General features: G+C 62.3%; 16 protein-coding genes. 14 read left to right on the top strand and 2 right to left on the bottom strand.

The window, feature by feature from the left end:
* Window position 1 precedes the first annotated feature (1 nt).
* The 6 genes from dgcB to HU749_RS27615 all read left to right on the top strand — a co-directional run bounded on the left by dgcB (window position 2) and on the right by HU749_RS27615 (window position 11,817).
* A complete protein-coding gene (dgcB, locus tag HU749_RS27640; RefSeq protein ID WP_186649200.1) occupies window positions 2–1,951 on the top strand; it encodes a dimethylglycine demethylation protein DgcB in 1,950 nt (649 codons plus the stop codon).
* Window positions 1,951–3,171: an electron transfer flavoprotein subunit alpha gene (etfA, locus tag HU749_RS27635; RefSeq protein WP_046063297.1), complete on the top strand. Its 1,221-nt coding sequence runs from the start codon at window positions 1,951–1,953 to the stop codon at window positions 3,169–3,171. Before dgcB ends, etfA begins: the two co-directional genes overlap by 1 nt.
* A 13-nt stretch (window positions 3,172–3,184) precedes the next feature.
* On the top strand, window positions 3,185–3,955 hold the full coding sequence (etfB, locus tag HU749_RS27630) for an electron transfer flavoprotein subunit beta (protein ID WP_046063298.1): 771 nt from the start codon (window positions 3,185–3,187) through the stop codon (window positions 3,953–3,955).
* Between the two features lie 1,121 nt (window positions 3,956–5,076).
* Window positions 5,077–8,529, top strand: a complete 3,453-nt coding sequence (locus HU749_RS27625) for a GMC oxidoreductase (protein ID WP_186649197.1) — start codon at window positions 5,077–5,079, stop codon at window positions 8,527–8,529.
* A gap of 147 nt (window positions 8,530–8,676) precedes the next feature.
* Window positions 8,677–10,545 carry a c-type cytochrome gene (locus HU749_RS27620; protein WP_186649194.1) on the top strand — a complete coding sequence of 623 codons (1,869 nt, stop codon included), beginning with the start codon at window positions 8,677–8,679 and terminating at the stop codon, window positions 10,543–10,545.
* Window positions 10,546–10,572: 27 nt separating this feature from the next.
* Entirely contained in the window at window positions 10,573–11,817 is a 1,245-nt protein-coding gene (locus HU749_RS27615; protein ID WP_095962534.1) for a metallophosphoesterase, read from the top strand.
* A 113-nt stretch (window positions 11,818–11,930) separates the two neighbouring features.
* Here the strand turns inward: HU749_RS27615 and gbca are convergent, their stop codons facing one another.
* Entirely contained in the window at window positions 11,931–13,223 is a 1,293-nt protein-coding gene (gene gbca, locus HU749_RS27610) for a glycine betaine monooxygenase oxygenase subunit (protein WP_186649191.1), read from the bottom strand.
* Window positions 13,224–13,507: 284 nt separating this feature from the next.
* Between gbca and gbcB the strand changes: the two genes are divergently transcribed.
* Window positions 13,508–14,608 (top strand): glycine betaine monooxygenase reductase subunit, encoded by a 1,101-nt coding sequence (gbcB, locus tag HU749_RS27605; RefSeq protein WP_046063313.1) that lies wholly within the window; start codon window positions 13,508–13,510, stop codon window positions 14,606–14,608.
* A gap of 232 nt (window positions 14,609–14,840) precedes the next feature.
* On the opposite strand, the gene HU749_RS27600 is transcribed toward gbcB, so the two are convergent.
* A complete protein-coding gene (locus tag HU749_RS27600) occupies window positions 14,841–15,881 on the bottom strand; it encodes a threonine aldolase family protein (protein ID WP_186649187.1) in 1,041 nt (346 codons plus the stop codon).
* Window positions 15,882–16,115: 234 nt separating this feature from the next.
* On the opposite strand from HU749_RS27600, the gene HU749_RS27595 reads away from it, so the two are divergent.
* From HU749_RS27595 to purU, 7 genes are all read left to right on the top strand, one after another.
* Complete coding sequence (locus tag HU749_RS27595; RefSeq protein WP_046063304.1) at window positions 16,116–16,820, top strand: TraX family protein; 705 nt, start codon at window positions 16,116–16,118, stop codon at window positions 16,818–16,820.
* Between the two features lie 302 nt (window positions 16,821–17,122).
* Entirely contained in the window at window positions 17,123–18,376 is a 1,254-nt protein-coding gene (gene glyA, locus HU749_RS27590) for a serine hydroxymethyltransferase (protein WP_003206308.1), read from the top strand.
* Between the two features lie 21 nt (window positions 18,377–18,397).
* Window positions 18,398–19,648 (top strand): sarcosine oxidase subunit beta, encoded by a 1,251-nt coding sequence (locus HU749_RS27585; RefSeq protein ID WP_003177603.1) that lies wholly within the window; start codon window positions 18,398–18,400, stop codon window positions 19,646–19,648.
* A gap of 14 nt (window positions 19,649–19,662) precedes the next feature.
* Window positions 19,663–19,992 (top strand): sarcosine oxidase subunit delta, encoded by a 330-nt coding sequence (locus HU749_RS27580; RefSeq protein ID WP_003206305.1) that lies wholly within the window; start codon window positions 19,663–19,665, stop codon window positions 19,990–19,992.
* Window positions 19,989–23,006, top strand: coding sequence for a sarcosine oxidase subunit alpha (locus tag HU749_RS27575; protein WP_046063305.1), 3,018 nt, complete (start codon window positions 19,989–19,991; stop codon window positions 23,004–23,006). The genes HU749_RS27580 and HU749_RS27575 overlap by 4 nt, the downstream gene beginning before the upstream one ends.
* 159 nt (window positions 23,007–23,165) lie before the next feature.
* Complete coding sequence (locus HU749_RS27570; RefSeq protein WP_046063306.1) at window positions 23,166–23,798, top strand: sarcosine oxidase subunit gamma; 633 nt, start codon at window positions 23,166–23,168, stop codon at window positions 23,796–23,798.
* Window positions 23,799–23,958: 160 nt separating this feature from the next.
* Window positions 23,959–24,816: a formyltetrahydrofolate deformylase gene (gene purU, locus HU749_RS27565; RefSeq protein ID WP_014340578.1), complete on the top strand. Its 858-nt coding sequence runs from the start codon at window positions 23,959–23,961 to the stop codon at window positions 24,814–24,816.
* Window positions 24,817–24,873 lie beyond the last annotated feature (57 nt).

Genomic DNA, 24,873 nt, shown 5'->3' with positions numbered 1-24,873 from the left:
TATGTTGAACACCCTTCTTCCCATCCTGCTGTTTGCTGCCCTGGGCCTCGCGGTCCTTGGCGCCTTGCGGCGGGTGAACATGTGGCGCCGCGGACGACCGGCCAAGGTCGATCTGATCGGCGGTCTCTTCGCCATGCCCAAGCGTTATATGGTGGATTTGCACCATGTGGTGGCGCGGGACAAATACATTGCCAATACCCACGTCGCAACTGCCGGTGGTGCGGTGGCATCGATTGTGTTGGCGATTTTGGTACACGGTTTTGGCCTGCACAACCGCATCCTCGGTTACGCCTTGCTGCTGATGTCGGCGGTGATGTTCGTTGGCGCGATCTTTATGTACCTGCGTCGGCGCAATCCGCCGGCCCGTTTGTCCAAGGGCCCCTGGATGCGCCTGCCGAAAAGCCTGCTGGCCTTCTCGGCGTCGTTCTTCCTGGTGACCCTGCCGGTGGCGGGCATCCTCCCGGAAAACTTCGGCGGTTGGCTGGTGGCGGCGATCCTGGGTGTCGGCGTGCTGTGGGGTGTGTCGGAATTGTTTTTCGGCATGACCTGGGGCGGGCCGATGAAACACGCCTTCGCCGGTGCCCTGCACCTGGCCTGGCACCGCCGAGCGGAGCGCTTTGGTGGCGGTCGTTCCACCGGTCTGAAGCCGTTGGACTTGAACGACCCTAGCGCACCGTTGGGTGTGGAAAAACCCAAGGACTTCACCTGGAACCAACTGCTGGGCTTCGATGCCTGCGTGCAGTGCGGCAAGTGTGAGGCTGCTTGCCCGGCGTTCGCTGCCGGCCAGCCGTTGAACCCGAAAAAACTCATCCAGGACATGGTCGTCGGCCTGGCCGGCGGCACCGATGCGAAATTCGCTGGCAGCCCTTACCCAGGTAAACCTGTCGGTGAGCATGGCGGCAACCCACATCAACCCATCGTCAACGGCCTGGTGGATGCCGAGACCCTATGGTCCTGCACCACCTGCCGGGCGTGCGTCGAGGAGTGCCCGATGATGATCGAGCACGTCGACGCCATCGTCGACATGCGCCGCCACCTGACCTTGGAAAAAGGCGCCACGCCGAACAAGGGCGCCGAAGTGCTGGAAAACCTTATCGCCACCGACAACCCTGGCGGCTTCGCCCCGGGCGGGCGGATGAACTGGGCGGCGGACTTGAACCTGAACCTGCTCAGCGAGAAGAAATCCACCGACGTCCTGTTCTGGGTCGGCGACGGTGCCTTCGACATGCGCAACCAGCGTACCTTGCGCGCTTTTGTCAAAGTGCTCAAGGCGGCGAAAATCGACTTCGCCGTGCTCGGCCTCGAAGAACGCGACAGCGGCGACGTGGCCCGGCGCCTGGGTGATGAGGCGACGTTCCAGTTGTTGGCCAAACGCAATATCCAGACCTTGGCCAAATACAGCTTCAACCGCATCGTCACCTGCGACCCCCACAGTTTCCACGTACTGAAAAACGAATACGGCGCCTTCGATGGCAACTACCTGGTGCAGCATCACAGCACCTACATGGCGGAAATCATCGACGCCGGCGCGCTGAACCTCGGCCAGCACAAGGGCGACAGCGTGACTTATCACGACCCATGCTACCTGGGCCGCTACAACGGCGAATACGAGGCGCCGCGCCAGGTGCTGCGTGCGCTGGGTATCGAGGTCAAGGAGATGCAGCGTTCCGGTTTCCGTTCGCGTTGCTGCGGCGGTGGCGGCGGCGCGCCGATCACCGACATCCCGGGTAAGCAGCGTATCCCCGACATGCGCATGGAAGACATCCGCGAAACCGGCGCCGAACTGGTGGCCGTGGGTTGTCCGCAGTGCACCGCGATGCTGGAAGGCGTGGTCGAGCCGCGGCCGATGATCAAGGACATTGCCGAACTGGTGGCCGACGCGCTGCTGGAAGACGCGGCCCCAAGCAAGCCTGTAGCCCCGGCCAAACGTGAACCTGCGGAGGTGCATTAATGAGCGACATCATCCGCCGCGACCCTCGCGCCGAGTGGATCGCCCGCAACCGCCTGCACCCGCTGCACGCGGCCATGCAACCGGTGCAGCACAGCTGGATGGGCCCCAACGGCATCATCCGCAAGAATGTCCATGGCGTCGGTTTCATCGGCCCCAATGGCATCAAGCGGATCGACCGCAGCGGTGCCCAGCAGGGTGGCGCGAGCAAACGCAGCGCTGCCGTTGAAGTGCAATTGCCGCTGCATCAGGTGCCGCAACCGGCGTTCTACATCAGTGTGGTGCCGGACATGGTCGGTGGCCGCTTGAGCAGCCACGACCGCGATCTGCTGGGCCTGGCCCACCAGCTTGCCGGTAGCGAAGGCGCGGTGCTGGCGGTGGTCTTCGGCGAACACAAGGAAAACGCCTTCGCCACGGCCGGTGTCGACCGCTTGCTGGTGCTCGATGGCGAGGAATTCAGCGGTTATGCACCGGAACAACGAGTGCAAGGCCTGCGGGCTGTGGATAACCAGTTCAGCCCACGCCATTGGCTGTTGCCTGACAGCCGCACCGGTGGCGGCGAACTGGGCCGGCGTTTGGCTGCGGCCCTGGGCGAACGCCCAGCCACGCGGGTCTGGCAGGTCAAGGGTGAAGAATGCATCGGCCGCGCCGGCGCCGGCCTGCAAGACTTGGCCCGGCCATTGGCGCGCTTGATCCTGGCAGCGGCCGAATGCGCTGAACCGGTCAGCGAAACCCGCCACGAAGCCTTGCCCGTGGAGTTATCCACAAGCGTGGCCCGCAGCTTGTCGCGTATCGAAGACCTCGGCGCGGTGGCGGTGGACCCGGGCGCGATTCCGATGGCCGAGGCCGAATTCATTTTCTCCGGCGGCAACGGAGTCAAGGACTGGGCACTGTTCCACCAGACCGCAGCCGCCCTGGGTGCCACCGAAGGCGCTTCGCGGGTGGCGGTGGACGACGGCTTCATGGCCCGCGATCGCCAGGTCGGTGCGTCCGGCACCTGGGTTACGGCGCGGGTCTACGTGGCCGTGGGGATTTCCGGGGCGATTCAGCACCTGCAGGGCATTGGCGCCTGCGACAAGGTGGTGGCGATCAACCTCGATCCGGGCTGCGACATGATCAAACGGGCGGACCTGTCGGTGATCGGTGACAGCGCGGCGATTCTCCAGGCCTTGATCGCGGCGGTAGAGGCTTACCGCAACGAAGCCAAGCGCGATGCGGCTTAAGAAGGATAAGTTGATGAGTACCCAAGTGATCAGCCTCGTGTCCATCGGCGCCCACCCCACTTCCGGGCGGCCCCGGCGCGCCGAACAGGACGCCCGGGCCGTGGAGCTGGGCTTGCAACTGGCCGGCAGCGACCTGCAAGTGCTGCACGCCGGCGACGTGGCCGAACCGGCCCTGCGCGCCTACCTGGGCATGGGCCTGGACGAACTGCACGTGCTGGAAAATCCTGTCGGCGCGGACGCCCTGCCGGCCCTGACCGATTACCTGCGTGACGCCGGCGCCCAGGTGGTGCTCACCGGCAGCCAGGCGGAAACCGGTGAAGGCTCGGGCATGCTGCCGTTCCTGCTGGCCGAGAGTCTCGGTTGGCCGCTGGTGGTGGGGCTGGCCCAGGTCGAGTCCATCGACAATGGTGTGGCCCTGGTGCTGCAAGCCTTGCCTCGCGGCCAACGGCGACGTCTCAAAGTGCGCCTGCCGTTCCTGGCCACTGTGGATAACGCCGCGCCAAAGCCTCGGCAAAGCGCTTACGGCCCGGCCCGTCGGGGGGCATTGCATGCCGAGGAAGTCGAAGTGATCGACGACACCTTGCTGGCGGTGGCAACCCTGCAACCGGCCAAGCCGCGCCCCAAACGCCTGAAAGTGATCAAGGCCAAGAGTGGCGCCGACCGCATGAAAGCCGCCACGGCCAAGGCCAGTGGTGGAGGCGGGCAGGTGCTCAAGGGCGTGAGCCCGGAGGCGGGGGCCGAGGCGATTCTCAAGTTGTTGGTGGAGGAAGGGGTGGTTCGCTGACCTCAAGTACCCCCTAACCCCTTGTGGGAGCAAAGCTTGCTCGCGATCCAGGCGGCTCGGCACTTAAGAGACCGAGGCGTTTTCATCGCGAGCAAGCTTTGCTCCCACCGGGCTAGCTCCCACAAAGAATAGGCATGGTGGGTTACCCACAATCCCTGTGCGCGCTTCTGTGGATAACCTGTTCGCCCCTCGCTGCACCCCATGCAAATCAGGCTCTCCAGGCCTTCGATCAAAAAACAGTCAGTCTAACCCACGGTTTTTATTGGCTTTTGTCTGTGAGTAATTGTCCGTTCCAACCGAAACTTGCCCCCAATCTCTGTTGGCGCTTCTGTGGATAAGATGTTCGCTCTACGCTGTAAGCCATACGAACCGGGGCGCTCAGTGATTTGATCATAAAGTGATCAAACAGCCTTTTTTATCAGGAAAACCTTCGAAGAACCTCGATTTACAAGCCGTCCAAAGGGTTTTCCACAGAATCGTCAAAATTACCCCCAAACACTGTTGGCGCTTCTGTGGATAAGGTGTTCGCTCACCGCCACACGCCTTGCCAGGCATGGCTTACAGGTCCTTGATCAAAAAACAACCGATAGGCCAGTAAAACCGTCATTGTTCATAAGTCACGGTTTTTATTCACTTTGCCGGTGGAAAAATACCGGACATACGCACACTTGTCCCCATTTGCTGTGGGTGGTCATGTGGATAACTTGTTCGCCAAACGCTGCAAGCCACGGCGGGCATAGCGCAAATCGCGATAGATCAAATTTCATACAGTTCTAAGTCACACCCTTGACGAGGGTCTGTGGGCTGTCTTCACTCCATGGCACAAGGACATCGCCACTTTATCCACATCAGGTTCAGGGAGAACACATGATGGATAGCAAGGACCCCCGCTCACACCCGCAATCATCGGTGACCTGCGTCCCGACACCTCCCACCTCGTTGCACAAACGCATTCATCGTCGCGCCGTCAATCAGCGTGCGCGTCTATAGCGCCCGGGTTTTTCCCCTGTAGCACCGCTGACTGTCGCCGGACCCTGCATGGGACGGTGGCCAGGCGTTCGTGCGCCTGTCGATTTGCAGGCAACCGCAGAGTTGCCCCTTCTGCCTGAGAGGACTTGAACATGACACGGATCTCGACCCCCATCAGTGATATCCAGGAGCACTACGACGTGATCGTCATCGGTTCGGGCTATGGAGGCGGCATTGCTGCCTCGCGCCTGTCCCGGGCCGGGCGCAAGGTGTGCCTGCTGGAGCGTGGCCGGGAAATCCAGCCCGGCGAATACCCCAATACCCTGCTCGCAGCCACCGAGGAACTGCAAGTCCACGACCCGGACGGCCACATCGGTTCGCGCACCGGGTTGTTCGACCTGCACGTCAACGCCCAGCAAAACGTGGTGGTCGGTTGTGGCCTGGGCGGCACGTCGCTGATCAATGCCAACGTTGCGCTGGAGCCGGAGCCTGGCGTGTTCGAGGACCCGCGCTGGCCCCAGGCGGTCCGTGATCACCAGGACACGCTGCTCAAGGACGGCTACGCCCGGGCCCGGGAGATGCTAAAGCCCAACCCTTACCCAGCGTCGGAACCGAACCTGCCCAAGCTCGACGCGCACAAGAAGTCCGCCGATTACCTCAAGCAAGGCGCGCATTTCTACAAACCACCGATCAACGTGACTTTCGACAAGCTGCCCAACAACCTCAACCACGTCGGCGTCGAGCAGCTGCCGTGCAATGGTTGTGGCGATTGCGTTTCGGGCTGTAACAACAAGGCCAAGAACACCACGCTGATGAACTACCTGCCGGATGCCTGGAACCACGGCGCGGAGATCTTCTGCCAGGCCGAGGTGCGGCACCTGGAGCGCGACGGCGATGGCTGGATCGTGCACTTCCAATACCTGGACAGCGGCCGCGAGATGTTCTCGGCGCCGACCCTGTTCGTGCGGGCCGATATCGTGGTGGTGTCCGCCGGCACCCTGGGCTCCACCGAAATCATGTTGCGCTCGCGGGACAAGGGCCTGTCGATGTCCGGCCAATTGGGCGAGCACATGAGCGGCAACGGCGACATCCTCGGCTTCGGACACAACTGCGACCAGGTCATCAACGGCATCGGCTTCGGCGCCCATTCGGCCAAGGAACTGGAACCGGTGGGGCCGTGCATCACCTCGATCATCGACATGCGCACCGAGGGCGACTGGCGCAGCCGCATGGTCATCGAGGAAGGTTCGATTCCCGGCGCCCTCGGCCAAGCCATGGTGCCGAGCATGGCGGCGTTCGCCGGGATGATCGGCGTGCCCACCGACACCGGCTTCGGCGCCAGCCTCAAGTACAAGGGGCGCGAAGCCGAGAGCTTCCTGCGCGGGCCGTATCACGGCGCGCTGCACAACATGCAGACCTACCTGATCATGAGCCATGACAACGCCAAGGGGCGCATGCTGCTCGACAGCAAGGATCAGTTGCGCATCGACTGGCCCGGCGTCGGCGAACAGGAGAACGTCACCCTCGGCAACGAGCGGCTGCACCAGAGCACCAAGGCCCTGGGCGGGATCTGGGTCGAGAACCCGATCTGGACCAAGTTGCTCAAGCACAGCATCGTCTCGGTCCATCCCCTGGGCGGTTGCGTGATGGGCGAGGATGCGACCCAAGGCGTGGTCAACCACAAGGGCCAGGTGTTCAGTGGCGCCAGCGGCACCGATGTCTACGCGGGCCTGTACGTGACCGACGGTTCGGTGATCCCGACGTCGTTGGCGGTCAACCCGTTGCTGACCATCTCGGCGGTGAGCGAGCGCAACGTGGGCCTGCTGGCGGCTGATCGGGGTTGGATCATCGACTACACGTTGCCTTCGGCCCCGCGTAAAGCGGTGGCGGCGCCGACCCTCGGCGTGCAGTTCACCGAAACCATGAAGGGCTACTTCTCCACCGCCTTCACCCAGCCCCAGGGCACCGATCTCAGCCTGTACGAAGCGGCGGCCAAGCGTGGCAAGGTCGACAATTCGCCCATCGAATTCACCCTGACCATCACCGCCGCCGACCTCAATCGCCTGATCAAGGAACCGGAACATGCGGCAACCCTGGTGGGCACCCTGGATGCTCCGTTGCTCTCAGCGCAGCCGCTGGTCGCCAGCAATGGGGTGTTCAACCTGTTCGAGCAGTACCAGGAGCAGGTTGGCGTGCGGCACATGAACTACGACATGAAGCTGACCGCCGAAGACGGCAGCGACTATTACTTCAGCGCCTTCAAGACCGTGCCCGAGGACAACGGTGTGCTGAACATCTGGCACGACACCAGCACCTTGTACGTCACCCTCTATCGCGGGCCGGACAAGACCGGCGCGGTGATCGGTTCGGGGGTGATGCACATTCTGCCGGCCGACTTCGCCAAGCAAATGACCACCATGAAAGTGCTCAATGCCCGCAATGAACGTGAGCGCGTGGAGGCGCTGGCGCGGTTCGGCAAGTTCTTTGCCGGCATCTTGTGGGAGAGCTATGGCGGTGTCTTCGCCGGCGACGTCTACTTCAACCCGGACGCGCCGCCCCGGTTGAAACGTCCACTGGATGCGCCGCCACCGGTGGTGCATTTCTTCCAGACCGAAGACAACGTCGAGCTGCGCCTGACCCGTTACCAGGCCGGCAGCAAAGGCCCGGTGATGTTGGTCCATGGCCTGGGCGTGGGCTCGAATATTTTCTCCACCGACACCATCCACACCAACCTGCTGGAATACCTCTGCAAGCACGAATACGACGTCTGGCTGTTGGATTTGCGGGTGAGCATCCTGCTGCCGGCCAGCAAAAATGAATGGAACGGCGACCAGGTGGCCCAGTACGACTTCAAGGCCGCCATCGAGCAGATCCAGCAGGCGACCCTGGCCCGTGACGTGCAGTGCGTGGTGCATTGCTACGGCGCGACGACGTTCTTCATGTCGATGCTGGCGGGCTTGCAGGGCGTGCGTTCGGTGGTCTGCTCGCAGATCGCCGCCGACACGGTGGTCGCCACTGCTACCGGGCTGAAGGCCGGTTTGCACTTGCCGGGGATGCTCGATGCCATCGGCATCAAGTCCCTCACGGCCTACGCCGACACCAAGGAAAGCTGGTTCAACAAACTCTACGACAAGGCCCTTAACGGCTATGCCCGGATCGAGGCCCAGGGCTATTGCACCAACCCGGTCTGCCATCGCATCACGTTCATGTATGCGTCGCTGTACCGCCACGACACCCTCAACGAAACCCTGCACGACAACCTGCATGAGTTGTTCGGCGAGTCGAATATCCAGACCTTCGAGCACCTGGCGCTGATCGTACGCAAGGGGCATCTGGTGGACTTCAAGGGCAACGACGTCTACATGCCGCATTTCGATCGGTTGAAGTTGCCGATCTGCTTCATCAGCGGCGCCGACAACCAGTGCTACCTGCCGCAAAGCACTCTCAAGACCTACGAACGACTGTGCGAGATGCACGGCCCGCAGTTGTTCAGCCGCCACGAAGTGCCGGGGTACGGCCACATCGACTGCATGTTCGGCAAGGATGCGGTGGTGGATGTGTATCCGATCATCCTTGAGCACCTGGAGAAGACGGCGCTCGGTTGACTCAAGACCGAGTCGACTGCATCGCGAGCAAGCTCGCTCCCACAGGGGGGCTATGTACCGCTGATCCAGTGTGGGAGCGAGCTTGCTCGCGATGGCGATCACCAGAGCGCCGCATCTCGTGAGTCAGGAATAAGGAAAAAGGATGCCATGAACACTTACATCCGCTGGTTCCAACGCATCATCTGGGTCGGGATTGTCATGAACATGTTCTTCGCGATCCCGGCGCTGTTCGCGCCGGCGTTGCTGACGTCCATGATCGGCCTGCCCCCCGTATTGTCCGATCCCTGGCTGGAGAACGCCGGCATGTTGCTGGTGGGGATCATCCTGTTCTACATGCCCTCGGGGTTCAACGCGCCGCGTTTCGTCGTGCATTCGTGGTTGTGCGTGCTGTCGCGGCTGGTGGCGGTGGTGTTCTGGATCTACCTGATCAACACCAACAACCAAGGCCAGCTGTTCGTGCCGATGCTGATGGGCGACCTGAGCATGTTCCTGATCCTGGGCGTGCTGCTGTACCTCGGCTGCCCAGCGGCGAATCGTCCGCTGGCCTTGCTTTGCGCCGGCTGGCGGGAATGGCGCGCCGGCTGGGCGCGGCGCTGGCAGAGCCACGGTTTCAAGGTCGGCGCGCTGGTGGTGCTGCTGGTGCTGGGCTTCATCGGCTACCAGACCTGGTACCAGATGATCCGGGAAGTGCCGCAAGCGGACTTTGCCTCCGACGAAGACCATTACAAATACGCCGCCATCGGCCTGGGCATCGAGGCGCGGATTCCCTACTACCTGTTCGCCGTGCTGCCGCAGATGTGCCCGGAAAAACTGCCCAAGCCGGGTGGTTACGAGGTGTTCGGTTTTCTCTATGAAAACGGCAACGACCTGCCCATCGGCATGGCCAAGCGGCAACTGGGTTACCCCACTGTCGAGCCCAACTGCGCCCTGTGCCACACCGGTTCCTACCGGGCCAATGCCACTGACATAGCGATTCCGGTCGCCAGCGCGCCGGCCAATACCCTGCAACTGCAGGCCTTCCAGTGGTTCGCCTACGAGTGTGCCAGCGACCCGAAATTCACCCCCGATGCGGTGATGGCGGCGATCAATGGCAAGTTCCAACTGGGTTTTTTCGAGAAGCTGTACAACCGTTACCTGATCATCCCGATGGCCAAGAGTGCGCTGCTCAAGCAGAAGCAGGCGTATGCCTGGCAGAAGCTGCGTCCGGCCCAGGGGCCAGGGCGGACCGACACCTTCAACCCGACCAAAATGGTGGTGTTCGGCTTCCCGGATGACTCCACCATCGGCACCGTGGATCTGCCGCAGGTCTGGAACCAGAAACCGCGTGAGTCCATGTACCTGCATTGGGACGGCAATAACAACAAGATCCACGAACGCAACTACGCAGCGGCCATGGCCGTGGGCGCGACGCCGCAATCGGTGCTGCCGCCGAGTTTCAATCGCGTCACGAACTGGCTGCTGGGCCACAAGGCGCCGGCCTGGCCGTTCGCCCTGGACCAGGCGAAAGTCGCCCAAGGCAAACCGATCTGGGAGAAAAACTGCGCCAGCTGCCACGATTTTGGCCGCAGCGACACCGGTCAGGTCACCACCAACATCGACCAGTTGGGCACCGATCCCCATCGCCTGAATTCCTTCACCACCGGCCTGGTGACGGCGTTCCACGGCTTCAAGAAACCGCCGTTCGACTTCGGCGCCTACCGCAAGACCCAGAGCTACAGCAACACGCCCACCGACGGTATCTGGCTGCGCGCGCCGTACCTGCACAACGGTTCGGTGCCGACCCTGTGGGATTTGCTGCAAGCGCCAGAGCAACGTCCGCAAGTGTTCTACACCGGCTCCGACATCTACGACCAGGAGAAGGTCGGCTTCATCACCAGCGGCGCGCAGATGAAGGCGTCGGCGGATTTCAAATACGACACCCGCCTGGAAGGCAATCACAACGGCGGTCACCTGTATGGCACGCAGCTGTCGGACGTCGACAAACGGGCCCTGATCGAATTCATGAAGACCCTGTAGCCCAGGGCATTGCGAAGGAGCGTTCACATGTCATTACTGCACCATTGGGAACATGAGTTCGACAAGGTCAAGGTCCGCCTGCATGGGTTGGTCACGCGGCTGGAGATGTCCTGGAAAAAGCTGGTCAACGACCTTGAGCCCGAGGAGTTCCAGGCCATCGTCAAGCTGCTGCAGCGAGGCCACGACCAGGCCCGGCACGTCATCGAACATGGCGACCTGCCGGACGACGAACCGGCTGTGCCGTGGGAGCTGGCCCACGGCCTGTCGATCCTCAAGATCGGCAATGCCGAGCCCTTGCCGCAAAGCGAGGACGAGCTACCGACCCGGGTACTCAAGGACGGCACCTTGCTCGGCTGCCGCAAATGGGAACTGCTGGACCTGTTGTGGAGCGAGGCGCTGCTCAAGTGGATCGAGAACCTGCGCCACCACGCACCGTTCGCCACCAACCCGGCGCTGGTGAAAATGGACAGCGACGTGGTGCTGGCCATCGCTGGCGACTGGGGCACCGGGCCGTTCGACAGTCACGCTCCGGCGGTGGCGGTGGCCAACCAGATGCAACTGGCCCTGGCCGATTTCACCATCCATCTGGGCGACGTGTATTACGCCGGCACCCATTCCCAGGAAGACGTCGACATGGTCGGCTGGCCCCAGGGCAAGCATGGCGCGTTCACCCTTAACTCCAACCACGAGATGTACAGCGGTGCCCACGGCTATTTCAAGGAATTGTCCAAGCGTTTCCCGGTGCAGCAGGGCACCAGTTACTTTGCCTTGTACAACGACGACTGGCTGGTGGTTGGCCTCGATAGCGCCTACGCCTCGGACGCCATGAATCTGTACATGGATGGCACCCTCAACACCCAGCAGATCGAGTGGATGAAAACCCTGCCCAAGCGCAAGAAACTCATGGTGCTCAGTCATCACCAGGGCTTCGATATTTCCGGGCACAAGAAGACGGCGCTTTACCAACCGGTATGCGACGCCTTGGGGCGCGAGCCGGATTATTGGTATTGGGGGCATCTGCACAACGGTATCTGCTACGCGCCGCAAGGCGGGTTGCATGCGCGCTGCGCCGGGCACGGGGCGATTCCCTATGGCACCACCAGCGAATTGAACGGGCATGCCGGGGTATTGTGGTCGGAAACGCAGTTGGCGGGGGACGAGGCGTATCCGCAGCGGGTGTTGAACGGGTATGTGAAGGTGCGGCTGAAGGGGGAGGAGATTGTCGAGACGTTTTATGGGGAGGATGGCAGTGTGCGGTGGTCTTCACATTAGTCGTTGGCTGTTAGACCGCCTTCGCGAGCAAGCCCGCTCCCACATTCGACCGCATTCCTTCTGAAAAAACTCGGTCAACTGTGGGAGCGGGCTTGCTCGCGAAGCTTTGGATTTTAGCCCTGGACCGGAACGCCCTTGAGGTACGGCGCCGGTTCGGCCCCCAGATTGTTGAGCATGCGCTCGCTGTACCAGTCGACGAAGTTCACCACGCCGAACTCATAGGTCTTGGAGTACGGGCCTGGCTGGTAGGCGGTGGAGTTGATGCCGCGCTGGTTTTCTTCGGCCAGGCGACGGTCCTGGTCGTTGGTGGCGTCCCAGACCTGGCGCATGCGCGCCACGTCGTAGTCCACGCCTTCGACCGCGTCCTTGTGCACCAGCCACTTGGTGGTGACGATGGTTTCCTGGGCGCTGATCGGCCACACGGTGAACACGATGATGTGATCGCCCATGCAGTGGTTCCACGAGTGTGGCAAGTGCAGGATGCGCATCGAGCCCAGGTCCGGGTTCTTGATGCGACCCATCAGCTTGGCGCAGCCTTGCTTGCCGTCCATGGTCATCGACACGGTGCCCTTGAGCAGCGGCATGCGTACGATGCGGTTGCGCAGGCCGAAGCTGGCGTGGGCATAAGGGATCTTCTCGGCGTCCCAAGCGGCGGCGGAAGCGGCCACGTGGTCCTTGAACGCCTGGTCAGCCCGCGGGTCGGTGACGTCGTCCCATTCCAGCAGGGTCTTGAGCAGCTCCGGGTGGGCGCCGCCGCAGTGGTAGCACTCGCGGTTGTTTTCCAGCACCAGTTTCCAGTTGGCCTTTTCCATCAAGGTGGTTTGCACCGCCACCTTGGTGTTCTCCATGTCGTACGGTTCCATGTAATGGTTCAGTGTCGACAAAAAGTCATCGATGGCCGGCGGGTTCTCGGCCAGGCTGATGAAGATGTAGCCGCCCGCGGTCTTCACGTTCACAGGCTTGAGGCCGTACTGCTTCATGTCGAAGTCGGCGCCCATCTCGGTGCCGGCGAACAGCAGGCGACCGTCCAGCTCGTAGGTCCACTGGTGGTAGTGGCAGACCAGTTTGGCGACCTTGCCCTTGTCGCTGGTGCACAGCCGCGAACCGCGGTGGCGGCAGACGTTGTGGAACGCATGCACCACGCCCTCGGCACCGCGAATCACGATGATCGGGTTCTTGCCGACTTGCAGGGTCAGGTAATTGCCCTTGGCCGGGATCTCGCAGGTCATGCCGGCGATCAACCATTCCTTCTGGAAGATTTCCTGCATATCGATATCAAACAGGCGCTCATCGGAGTAGAACGGCTGCGGCAGCGAAAAGGTGCGCTCGCGCTCTTGCAGCATTTGCGCGGTGGCCTTGCGTGCGGGTTCCAGCGGATCGCCCAGGCTCAGGGTAGTGGTGTCCATCGTTTTATCCTCGTGGCCCTCTAAGCGGAGCCGGTGAAAATGACTAATCGGTTGTGCTACGCAAGGCAGAAAACTTTGTTTATCTGTTGGGGCGAGTGTGGGGCCGCGCAGGGGCGCAACCTTATCCATGGGCGACATGGCCCAATCTGTTCCCGACGCGCAAGCCCCGGTAGTTGGGGGCTGGTCGCGATAAGTATGTGAATGTCGCAGATAGGTAAATGGTCACCCAGGCGCCTGCGCACAATCGCCATCATGAAGGCCGACAGTCGGCCGTGGAGATCAGCATGTCCAATAACTTCCTGAACCCGGTCACGACCCAGACCTGGGCCAATGGCCGACATATCGTACGTTGCGTCAAAGTCATCCAGGAAACCTGGGATGTGCGCACCTTCTGCTTCATGGCTGACCAGCCGATCCTGTTCTTTTTCAAGCCTGGGCAATTTGTCACCCTGGAGCTGGAAATCGAAGGCCAGCCGATCATGCGCTCCTACACCATCTCCAGCTCGCCGTCGGTGCCCTACAGTTTCTCGGTGACCATCAAGCGCGTGCCGGGGGGCAAGGTTTCCAACTGGCTGCACGACACCCTGCATGAAGGCCAGGAGCTGGCGGTGCACGGGCCGGTGGGATTGTTCAACGCCATCGATTTCCCGAGCCCGAAAGTCCTGTACCTGAGCGGTGGCGTGGGGATCACGCCATGCATGTCCATGGCGCGCTGGTTCTACGACACCAACGCCAATGTCGACATGACCTTTATCCACAGCGCCCGCTCGCCCAAGGACATCATCTACCACCGCGAGCTGGAGCACATGGCGTCGCGGATCGACAACTTCAGCTTGCACCTGATCTGCGAAAAACATGGCCTGGGCGAGCCCTGGGCCGGCTATCGCGGTTATCTGAACCACAAGATGCTGGAATTGATGGTGCCCGACTTCCTCGATCGCGAGGTGTTCTGCTGCGGCCCGACCCCGTACATGACCGCAGTCAAGCGCCTGCTGGAAGCGGCCGGCTATGACATGAAGCGTTATCACGAGGAATCCTTCGGCGCCACGCCACCGGAAGCCCGCGCCGACGCCGTGGAACAGGCCGAACAAGCGGCCGACGCCCCGCAAGTCGATGCGGCGGACCTGCACCTGGTGGAGTTCACCTCCTCGGGCAAGAGCATTCGCGTGGGGCCGGGGGAAACCGTGCACGCCGCGGCTGCCAAGCTCGGCATGATGATCCCCAAGGCCTGCGGCATGGGCATCTGCGGCACCTGCAAGGTGCTGAAGCTGGGCGGGGAAGTGGAAATGGACCACAACGGCGGGATCACCGAGGACGACGAAGCCGAGGGCTACATCCTGTCGTGCTGCAGCGTGCCGAAGGGGGATGTGCGGATCGAGTTTTGATCTGCCCATCCAAATAGCGGTGAGCCCCCTGTGGCGAGGGAGTTTGCTCCCGCTCGGCTGCGCAGCAGTCGTCATCCGGTAAACACGAGCTACCTGATACACCGCATGGGGCTGCTGCGCAGCCCAGCGGGAGCAAGCTCCCTCGCCACAAAAGCTCAAAAGCTCAAAAGCTCAAAAGCTCAAAAGCTCAAAAGCTCAAAAGCTCGGAAGCCTGAAGACGGCGCTTGTTGCTTCAGGCGCCCATCACTTCCCGAATATCCGCCGCCAATTCCCGCACCCGTGCTTCTTCGGTATCCCACGAGCACATGAAGCGTGCGCCGCCTTTGCCAATAAACGTGTAGAAACGCCAGCCCTTGGCGGTCAGCGCGGCGATGGCCGGTTCCGAGAGTTGCAGGAACACGCCGTTGGCCTGGACCGGGAACATCAGTTCCACGCCGGGAATGTCGCTGACCAGCTCTGCCAGCAATTGGGCGCAGTGGTTGGCGTGGCGGGCGTGCTTGAGCCAGGCCTGGTTTTGCAGCAAGCCGACCCAGGGCGCGGAGAGAAAACGCATCTTCGAGGCCAGTTGCCCAGCCTGTTTGCAGCGGTAGTCGAAGTCTTCGGCCAGGTCATGGTTGAAGAACAGGATGGCTTCACCCACCGCCATGCCGTTTTTCGTGCCACCGAAGCACAACACGTCCACGCCGGCCTTCCAGGTCAGGTCGGCCGGGGAGCAGCCGAGGAAGGCGCAGGCGTTGGAAAAACGCGCGCCGTCCATGTGCAGGTTCAGCCCCAGCTCCTTGCAGGTGACGCTGATGGCGCGGATTTCTTCCGGGGTGTAGACACTGCCGACTTCCGTGGCCTGGGTCAGGGTCACGACCCGGGGCTTGGGGTAGTGGATGTCCTGGCGCTTGAGGGCGATCTCTCGGATCGACTCGGGGGTCAGCTTGCCGTTTTCAGTGCGCGCTACCAGCAGCTTGGAGCCATTGGAGAAGAACTCCGGTGCGCCGCATTCGTCGGTTTCGACGTGGGCGGTTTCCGAGCAGATCACACTGTGGTAACTCTGGCACAGTGAGGACAACGCCAAAGAGTTGGCCGCCGTGCCGTTGAACGCGAAGAACACTTCGCAGTCGGTTTCGAACAAGGTCCGGAAATCGTCCGCCGCGCGGTGGGTCCACTCGTCGTCGCCGTAGGCGCGTTGGTGACCCTGGTTGGCTTCTTCCATGGCCGCCCAGGCTTCGGGGCAAATGCCGGAATAGTTGTCGCTGGCAAACTGTTGACTCTTGTCGGTCATGGCCTTGCTCCTTGAATAGAGAGTCCTGGGTAAAGAGATCCCTGGCGGAATGCCCGGGTGGGGCGTTCCATGGTTCGGCGTGTTTGGGTCCACAGCGCCTTGGTCGATCATGGTTCGCGCGCTTGGGTGCGCAACGCCATGATCGAAGTTGGTGCGCACTTTACCCAAGATTAGTGGGGGAACACACCGGATGTTTCTGTCGGAAAGTACCAAAGTCATCGAGCGGTTTCACACATGAACCGGCGTGACGGGGCGCTGGACCTGCTCAAGTGGCTGGCTCTGTTGGCGATGGTGCTCGATCATCTGCGATATGTCGGGTTCTCCGTCGATTGGCTGTACGTGCCGGGGCGGTTGGCGTTCCCCTGGTTTTGTCTGGCGATGGCGGCGAACCTGGCGCGCAACGAAGCCAGTACCGCGCCCTGGCGTTACCTGGGCTGGCTGTTGTTATTCAGCGCCGTCAGCGAAATCCCCTACCGCTTGTTCATTCCCGTCCCCGCCACCCTGAATGTGATGCCAACCCTGATGCTGGGATTGTTGGTGGCGCGCTGTTGGCAGACGCCCACCCTGGAGGCGCGATGTCTGGCCGCGGTGGCGTTGTTATTGGCGGCGCTGTTTTCATCGCAACTGATGTTCGGGTTCTTTGGTGTGCTGCTGCCGCTGGCGATGTTGCTGGTATTCAAGCGTCCCTTGTACATGGCCTTGTTGCCGGGATTGGTCTGCGTGGCGGCCAATCAATGGCGGGTGCTGTATGGCGCGGCGTGGCTGGGGGAGCCAGTGGCGATCGGCGGGTTGGTGGCTTGCCTGATCGCGCCATGGCTTGGGTTGGTGCTTTTGCGACAGGCAGGTCGTTTTCAGCCACCGGCGATGCGGCGCTGGGCGTATGGCCTTTATCCCGCGCATTTCCTGGTCTTGCTCGTGGTTCGCCAGATCGCCGCCTAATCCTATGGGGGGCAGCATCTTGGGAGCAAAGCCTGTGGGAGCAAGGCTTGCCCGCGATGAAAACGCCGCGGTCTCCCATGGGCCGAGGCGCCTGGATCGCGAGCAAGCTTTGCTCCCACAGTGCTATCGCGCAGGCCTTGCTCTCCGACTCTTTGATCCCATGTCGTAAACGCACCTTTGCGTGGCGTCCATAGGCATTTGACATGCCTGCGCCAGCCATACCATCGCATCCAAAGGGCACGACCGAATGGTCCGTGCCTCACCGAGACGAAAGGCGCACCGCCGCCGCTGGGAGAGACGCGATGTTCAGCAAGCAAGACCAAATCCAAGGCTACGATGATGCACTGCTGGCGGCGATGAACGCCGAAGAGCAACGCCAGGAAGATCACATCGAGCTGATCGCGTCAGAGAACTACACCAGCAAGCGCGTGATGGAGGCCCAGGGCAGCGGCCTGACCAACAAGTACGCCGAAGGTTATCCGGGCAAGCGCTACTACGGTGGCTGCGAGCACGTCGACAAAGTCGAAGCCCTGGCCATCGAGCGCGCCAAGCAATTGTTCGGTGCCGATTACGCCAACGTCCAGCCGCATTCCGGGTCTTCGGCCAACAGCGCCGTGTACCTGGCCCTGCTGCAGGCCGGAGACACCATCCTGGGCATGAGCCTGGCCCACGGCGGTCACCTGACCCACGGCGCCAAGGTGTCGTCCTCGGGCAAGCTCTACAACGCGGTGCAATACGGCATCGACACCACCACCGGCCTGATCGACTACGACGAAGTCGAGCGCCTGGCGGTCGAGCACAAGCCGAAGATGATCGTTGCCGGTTTCTCCGCTTACTCCAAGACCCTGGACTTCCCACGTTTCCGCCAGATCGCCGACAAGGTCGGTGCCCTGTTGTTCGTCGACATGGCCCACGTTGCCGGTCTGGTCGCCGCCGGTCTGTACCCTAATCCACTGCCTTACGCCGACGTGGTCACCACCACCACCCACAAGACCCTGCGCGGTCCACGTGGCGGCTTGATCCTGGCCAAGGCCAACGAAGAGATCGAGAAAAAGCTCAACGCCGCGGTATTCCCCGGCGCCCAGGGCGGCCCGTTGATGCACGTGATCGCCGGCAAGGCGGTGTGCTTCAAGGAAGCGGCGGAACCTGGCTTCAAGGCTTACCAGCAGCAAGTGATCGATAACGCCCAGGCCATGGCTGGCGTGTTCATCAAGCGCGGCTACGATGTAGTGTCCGGTGGCACCGATAACCACCTGTTCCTGGTCAGCCTGATCCGTCAGGGCCTGACCGGCAAGGATGCCGATGCTGCCCTGGGCCGCGCCCACATCACCGTCAACAAGAACGCCGTGCCGAACGACCCGCAATCGCCGTTCGTGACCTCGGGCCTGCGCATCGGTACCCCGGCGGTGACCACCCGTGGCTTCAAGGTGACCCAGTGCGTCACGCTGGCCGGCTGGATCTGCGACATTCTCGACAACCTCGGCGATGCCGATGTCGAGGCCAATGTCGCGCAGCAAGTGGCGGCCCTGTGCGCGGACTTCCCGGTTTATCGCTGAGTCGGTTTTGGAGTAATGACTATGCAACGCTATTCGGGCTTCGGCCTCTTCAAACACTCTCTCAGCCATCACGAAAACTGGCAGCGGATGTGGCGCACGCCGACCCCGAAAAAGGTCTATGACGTGGTCATCGTCGGCGGTGGCGGGCATGGCCTGGCGACCGCCTACTACCTGGCCAAGGAACACGGCATCACCAACGTGGCCGTGGTCGAGAAGGGCTGGCTGGGCGGCGGTAACACCGCGCGCAACACCACCATCGTGCGCTCCAACTACCTGTGGGACGAATCGGCCCACCTGTACGAACACGCGATGAAATTGTGGGAAGGCCTGTCCCAGGACTTGAACTACAACGTGATGTTCTCCCAGCGTGGCGTCTACAACCTGTGCCATACCCTGCAGGACATCCGTGATTCCGAGCGTCGCGTCAGCGCCAACCGCCTCAACGGCGTGGACGGCGAGCTGCTCAACGCCAAGCAAGTGGCCGACGAGATCCCGTACCTGGATTGCTCGAAAAACACCCGCTACCCGGTGATGGGCGCTACCGTCCAGCGTCGCGGCGGCGTGGCCCGTCACGATGCCGTGGCCTGGGGCTTTGCCCGGGCGGCGGACGCGTTGGGCGTGGACCTGATCCAGCAGACCGAAGTGATCGGTTTCCGCAAGGAAAACGGCGTGTGCATCGGCGTGGAAACCAACAAGGGTTTCATCGGCGCCAAGCGCGTCGGCGTGGTGACGGCCGGTAACTCCGGGCACATGGCCAAGCTCGCGGGCTTCCGCCTGCCGATCGAATCCCACCCGCTGCAAGCGCTGGTGTCCGAGCCGATCAAGCCGATCATCGACAGCGTGATCATGTCCAACGCCGTGCACGGCTACATCAGCCAGTCCGACAAGGGGGACCTGGTGATCGGTGCCGGTATCGACGGCTACAACGGCTACGGCCAGCGTGGCTCGTATCCGGTGATCGAACACACGGTCCAGGCCATCGTCGAGATGTTCCCGGTGTTGTCCCGCGTACGCATGAACCGCCAGTGGGGCGGCATCGTCGACACCACGCCGGACGCCTGCCCGATCATCTCCAAGACCCCGGTGCCGAACATGTTCTTCAACTGCGGTTGGGGCACCGGCGGCTTCAAGGCGACACCTGGCTCGGGCAACGTATTTGCCGCGAGCCTGGCCAAGGGTGAAATGCACCCCTTGGCCGCACCTTTCTCCATCGACCGTTTCCACAACGGTGCGTTGATCGATGAACACGGCGCTGCTGCGGTTGCCCACTAACAGGAGAAATCCCCATGTTGCACATCTTCTGTCCTCACTGCGGCGAACTGCGCTCCGAAGAGGAATTCCATGCATCCGGCCAGGCGCACATCCCGCGTCCGCTGGATCCGAACGCCTGCACCGACGAACAGTGGGGCGACTACATGTTCTTCCGTGACAACCCGCGCGGGTTGCACCACGAACTGTGGGATCACGTCGCCGGTTGCCGCCAGTACTTCAACGTGACCCGCGACACCGTGACCTACGAGATTCTCGAAACGTACAAGATCGGCCAAAAGCCGCAATTCACCGACAAGGCTGACAGTCCGAAAGCGGCCGCACAGGCTCTGGGAGAGAAGGTATGAGCCAGATCAATCGCCTGTCCAACGGTGGACGGATCGACCGCAACAAAGCGCTGAGCTTCACCTTCAACGGCCAGACCTACAAAGGCTTTGAGGGCGATTCCCTGGCCGCTGCGCTGCTGGCCAACGGTGTCGACATCATTGGCCGCAGCTTCAAGTATTCGCGTCCGCGCGGCATCTTCGCCGCCGGTGCCGAAGAGCCGAATGCCGTGCTGCAGATCGGTGCCACCGAAGCCACGCAAATCCCTAACGTGCGCGCCACGCAACAGGCGCTGTACCAGGGTCTGGTCGCCACCAGCACCAACGGCTGGCCGAACGTGAACAACGACATGATGGGGATTCTCGGCAAGGTCGGCGGCAAGCTGATGCCGCCGGGCTTCTACTACAAAACCTTCATGTACCCGCAATCGTTCTGGATGACCTACGAGAAGTACATCCGCAAGGCCGCAGGGCTGGGTCGTTCGCCGACCGAGAACGATCCGGACACCTACGACTACATGAACCGTCACTGCGACGTGCTGATCGTCGGCGCAGGCCCCGCGGGCCTGGCCGCCGCACTGGCCGCGGCCCGCAGCGGTGCGCGTGTCATCCTGGCCGATGAGCAGGAAGAGTTCGGCGGCAGCCTGCTCGACTCCCGCGAGAGCCTGGACGGCAAGCCGGCGACCGAGTGGGTCGCTGCGGCGGTGGCTGAACTGCGCTCGATGCCAGAAGTGGTGTTGCTGCCTCGCGCCACGGTGAACGGTTACCACGACCATAACTTCCTGACCATCCACGAGCGCCTCACCGACCACCTCGGCGATCGCGCACCGATCGGCCAGGTCCGCCAACGCATCAACCGCGTCCGCGCCAAGCGCGTGGTCCTGGCGACCGGCGCCTGCGAGCGCCCGCTGGTCTATGGCAACAACGACGTGCCGGGCAACATGCTGGCGGGTGCGGTGTCCACCTACGTGCGTCGCTACGGCGTGGCACCGGGCAAGAAACTGGTGCTGAGCACCAACAACGACCACGCCTATCGCGTGGCCCTGGACTGGTTCGACGCCGGCCTGCAAGTGGTGGCTGTCGCCGATGCGCGCAGCAACCCGCGTGGTGCGTTGGTGGAAGAAGCCCGCGCCAAGGGCATTCGCATCCTTACCGGCAGCGCTGTGATCGAGGCCCGTGGCAGCAAGCGCGTCACCGGGGCACGTGTTGCCGCGATCGACGTGCGAGCTCACAAAGTCACCAGCCCCGGCGAATGGCTGGACTGCGACCTGGTGGCCAGCTCCGGCGGCTACAGCCCGGTGGTTCACCTGGCTTCGCACCTGGGTGGCAAGCCGATCTGGCGTGAAGACATCCTCGGTTTCGTACCGGGCGAAGCACCGCAAAAGCGTGTCTGCGTCGGTGGTGTGAACGGTGTCTACAGCCTTGGTGATACCTTGGCTGACGGTTTTGAAGGCGGCGTGCGCGCGGCCAACGAAGCCGGCTTCAAGGCCGTGGAGGGCGTGTTGCCCAAAGCCCTGAGCCGTCACGAAGAGCCAACCCTGGCGCTGTTCCAGGTGCCCCACGAAAAATCCACTGCACGGGCGCCGAAGCAATTCGTCGACCTGCAGAACGACGTCACCGCCGCCGCCATCGAGCTCGCCACCCGCGAAGGCTTCGAGTCGGTGGAACACGTCAAGCGCTACACCGCACTGGGTTTCGGTACCGACCAGGGCAAGCTGGGCAATGTCAACGGCCTGGCCATCGCGGCCCGCTCGCTGAACGTGAGCATCCCGCAGATGGGCACCACCATGTTCCGTCCGAACTACACGCCGGTGACCTTCGGCGCGGTGGCGGGCCGGCACTGTGGGCACATCTTCGAGCCGGTGCGTTACACCGCACTGCATGCCTGGCATGTGAAAAGCGGCGCCGAGTTCGAAGACGTCGGCCAGTGGAAGCGTCCTTGGTACTTCCCGAAGAACGGCGAAGACATGCATGCCGCGGTCAAGCGCGAATGCAAGGCCGTGCGTGACAGTGTTGGCCTGCTGGACGCCTCGACCCTGGGCAAGATCGACATCCAGGGTCCGGATGCTCGCGAGTTCCTCAACCGCGTCTACACCAACGCCTGGACCAAGCTCGACGTGGGCAAGGCCCGCTACGGCCTGATGTGCAAGGAAGACGGCATGGTCTTCGACGACGGCGTAACAGCCTGTCTGGCGGACAACCACTTCCTGATGACCACCACCACCGGCGGCGCAGCGCGCGTGCTGCAATGGCTGGAGATCTATCACCAGACCGAATGGCCGGACCTGAAGGTGTACTTCACCTCGGTCACTGACCACTGGGCGACCATGACCCTGTCGGGCCCCAACAGCCGCAAGCTGCTGAGCGACGTCACTGACATCGACCTGGACAAGGACGCTTTCCCGTTCATGACCTGGAAGGAAGGCCTGGTGGGCGGCGTACCGGCGCGGGTGTTCCGCATCTCGTTCACCGGTGAGCTGTCGTACGAAATCAACGTCCAGGCCGACTACGCCATGGGCGTGCTCGAGCAGATCGTCGAGGCCGGCAAGAAGTACAACCTGACCCCGTATGGCACCGAGACCATGCACGTATTGCGGGCCGAGAAGGGCTTCATCATCGTCGGTCAGGACACTGACAGCTCGATGACCCCGGACGACCTGAACATGGGCTGGTGCGTAGGACGTACCAAACCGTTTTCGTGGATCGGCTGGCGCGGCATGAATCGCGAAGATTGCGTGCGTGAAGACCGCAAGCAACTGGTGGGCCTCAAGCCGATCGACCCGAATGTCTGGCTGCCGGAGGGCGCGCAACTGGTGTTCAACACCAAGCAGGCGATCCCGATGACCATGGTTGGTCACGTGACCTCCAGCTATGCCCACAACTCCCTGGGTTATTCATTTGCCATGGGCGTGGTCAAGGGCGGGCTCAAGCGGATGGGCGAGCGCGTGTTCGCGCCATTGGCCGACGGCAGCGTGATCGAGGCAGAGATTGTTTCTTCGGTGTTCTTCGATCCGAAGGGGGATCGGCAGAATATCTAACATTTAAGCCCTGTGGTGGGGGCGTGTGGGAGCAAAGCTTGCTCGCGATGCAGGCGACACGGTAGCCATCAGACCGAGTTATCGTTCATCGCGGGCAAGCCTTGCTCCCACAGCGCCACCCACCGGCAGGTCGAACAAGCATTCAGACAGGTGCTCCATATGACCGCAGTCAACGTGTACCCACAACGCCCAACCACCGGGGCCAAGGCCGAGTCGTCGCTGCACCATGCCGACCTCGCCAGCCTGGTGGGCAAGGGCCGCAAGAACGCCGGTGTGACCGTGCGCGAGAAAAAACTCCTGGGCCACCTGACCCTTCGTGGCGACGGTCACGACCCGGCGTTCGCCGCCGGCGTGCACAAGGCCCTGGGCCTGGAATTGCCAGGTGCGCTGACCGTCATCGTCAAGGGTGAAACCAGCCTGCAATGGCTCGGCCCGGATGAATGGCTGCTGGTGGTGCCCACCGGCGAAGAGTTCGCCTCCGAGCAGAAACTGCGCGAAGCCCTGGGCGACCTGCACATCCAGATCGTCAACGTCAGCGGCGGCCAGCAGATCCTCGAACTGTCCGGCCCGAACGTGCGCGACGTGCTGATGAAGTCCACCAGCTACGATGTTCACCCAAGCAACTTCCCGGTGGGCAAGGCCGTGGGCACGGTGTTCGCCAAGTCGCAACTGGTGATTCGCCACACGGGCGAAGACACCTGGGAACTGGTGATCCGCCGCAGCTTCTCCGATTACTGGTGGCTGTGGTTGCAGGATGCCGCGGCTGAGTATGGGTTGAGCGTGCAGGCATAAGGACTAAAGCCGACCACGGCCTTTGTGGCGAGGGAGCTTGCTCCCGCTCGGTTGCGCAGCAACCGCCAAAAGCGAGGACTGCTGCGCAGCCCAGCGGGAGCAAGCTCCCTCGCCACAGGGTTCTTTGTAGCCCAGTTAATTTTGAACAGGAGTCACCGCAATGAGCCGCGCCCCAGACACATGGATCTTGACTGCCGACTGCCCCAGCGTGCTCGGCACCGTGGACGCGGTGACCCGCTTTCTGTTCGAGCAGGGCTGCTACGTCACCGAGCACCACTCTTTCGACGACCGACTCTCGGGGCGCTTTTTCATTCGCGTGGAGTTTCGTCAACCGGATGGTTTTGACGAGCAGAATTTCCGTTCCGGCCTGGCCGAGCGTGCCGAAGCCTTCGGCATGGTCTTCGAACTGACGCCGCCCAACTACCGGCCCAAAGTGGTGATCATGGTCTCCAAGGCCGATCACTGCCTCAACGACTTGCTCTACCGCCAGCGCATCGGCCAGTTGTCCATGGACGTGGTGGCCGTGGTCTCCAACCACCCCGACCTCAAGCCGCTGGCCGACTGGCACCAGATTCCCTACTACCATTTCCCCCTGGACCCGAACGACAAGCCCTCCCAGGAGCGGCAGGTGTGGCAGGTGATCGAAGACACCGGTGCCGAGTTGGTGATCCTTGCGCGCTACATGCAAGTGCTGTCGCCGGAGTTGTGCCGCAAGCTCGACGGCAAGGCGATCAACATCCACCACTCGCTGCTGCCGGGTTTCAAGGGCGCCAAGCCGTATCACCAGGCCTATAACAAGGGCGTGAAACTGGTGGGCGCCACGGCGCACTACATCAACAACGACCTGGACGAAGGTCCGATCATCGCCCAGGGCGTGGAAGTGGTGGACCACAGCCACTATCCCGAAGACCTGATCGCCAAGGGCCGGGACATCGAAGGGCTCACCCTGGCCCGGGCCGTGGGGTATCACATCGAGCGAAGGGTGTTCTTGAACGCCAATCGCACTGTCGTTCTTTAGACCGACATCGCGAGCAAGCTCGCTCCCACAAAATACGGGAGCACACGGATTCCAATG

Origin of the sequence: Pseudomonas ogarae (assembly GCF_014268695.2) — a bacterium.
In the GTDB taxonomy this organism is placed as follows: Bacteria; Pseudomonadota; Gammaproteobacteria; order Pseudomonadales; family Pseudomonadaceae; genus Aquipseudomonas; species Aquipseudomonas kilonensis.
Note: the sequence above shows the minus strand (reverse complement) of the source record. Positions and strands in the feature narration are given on the sequence as shown.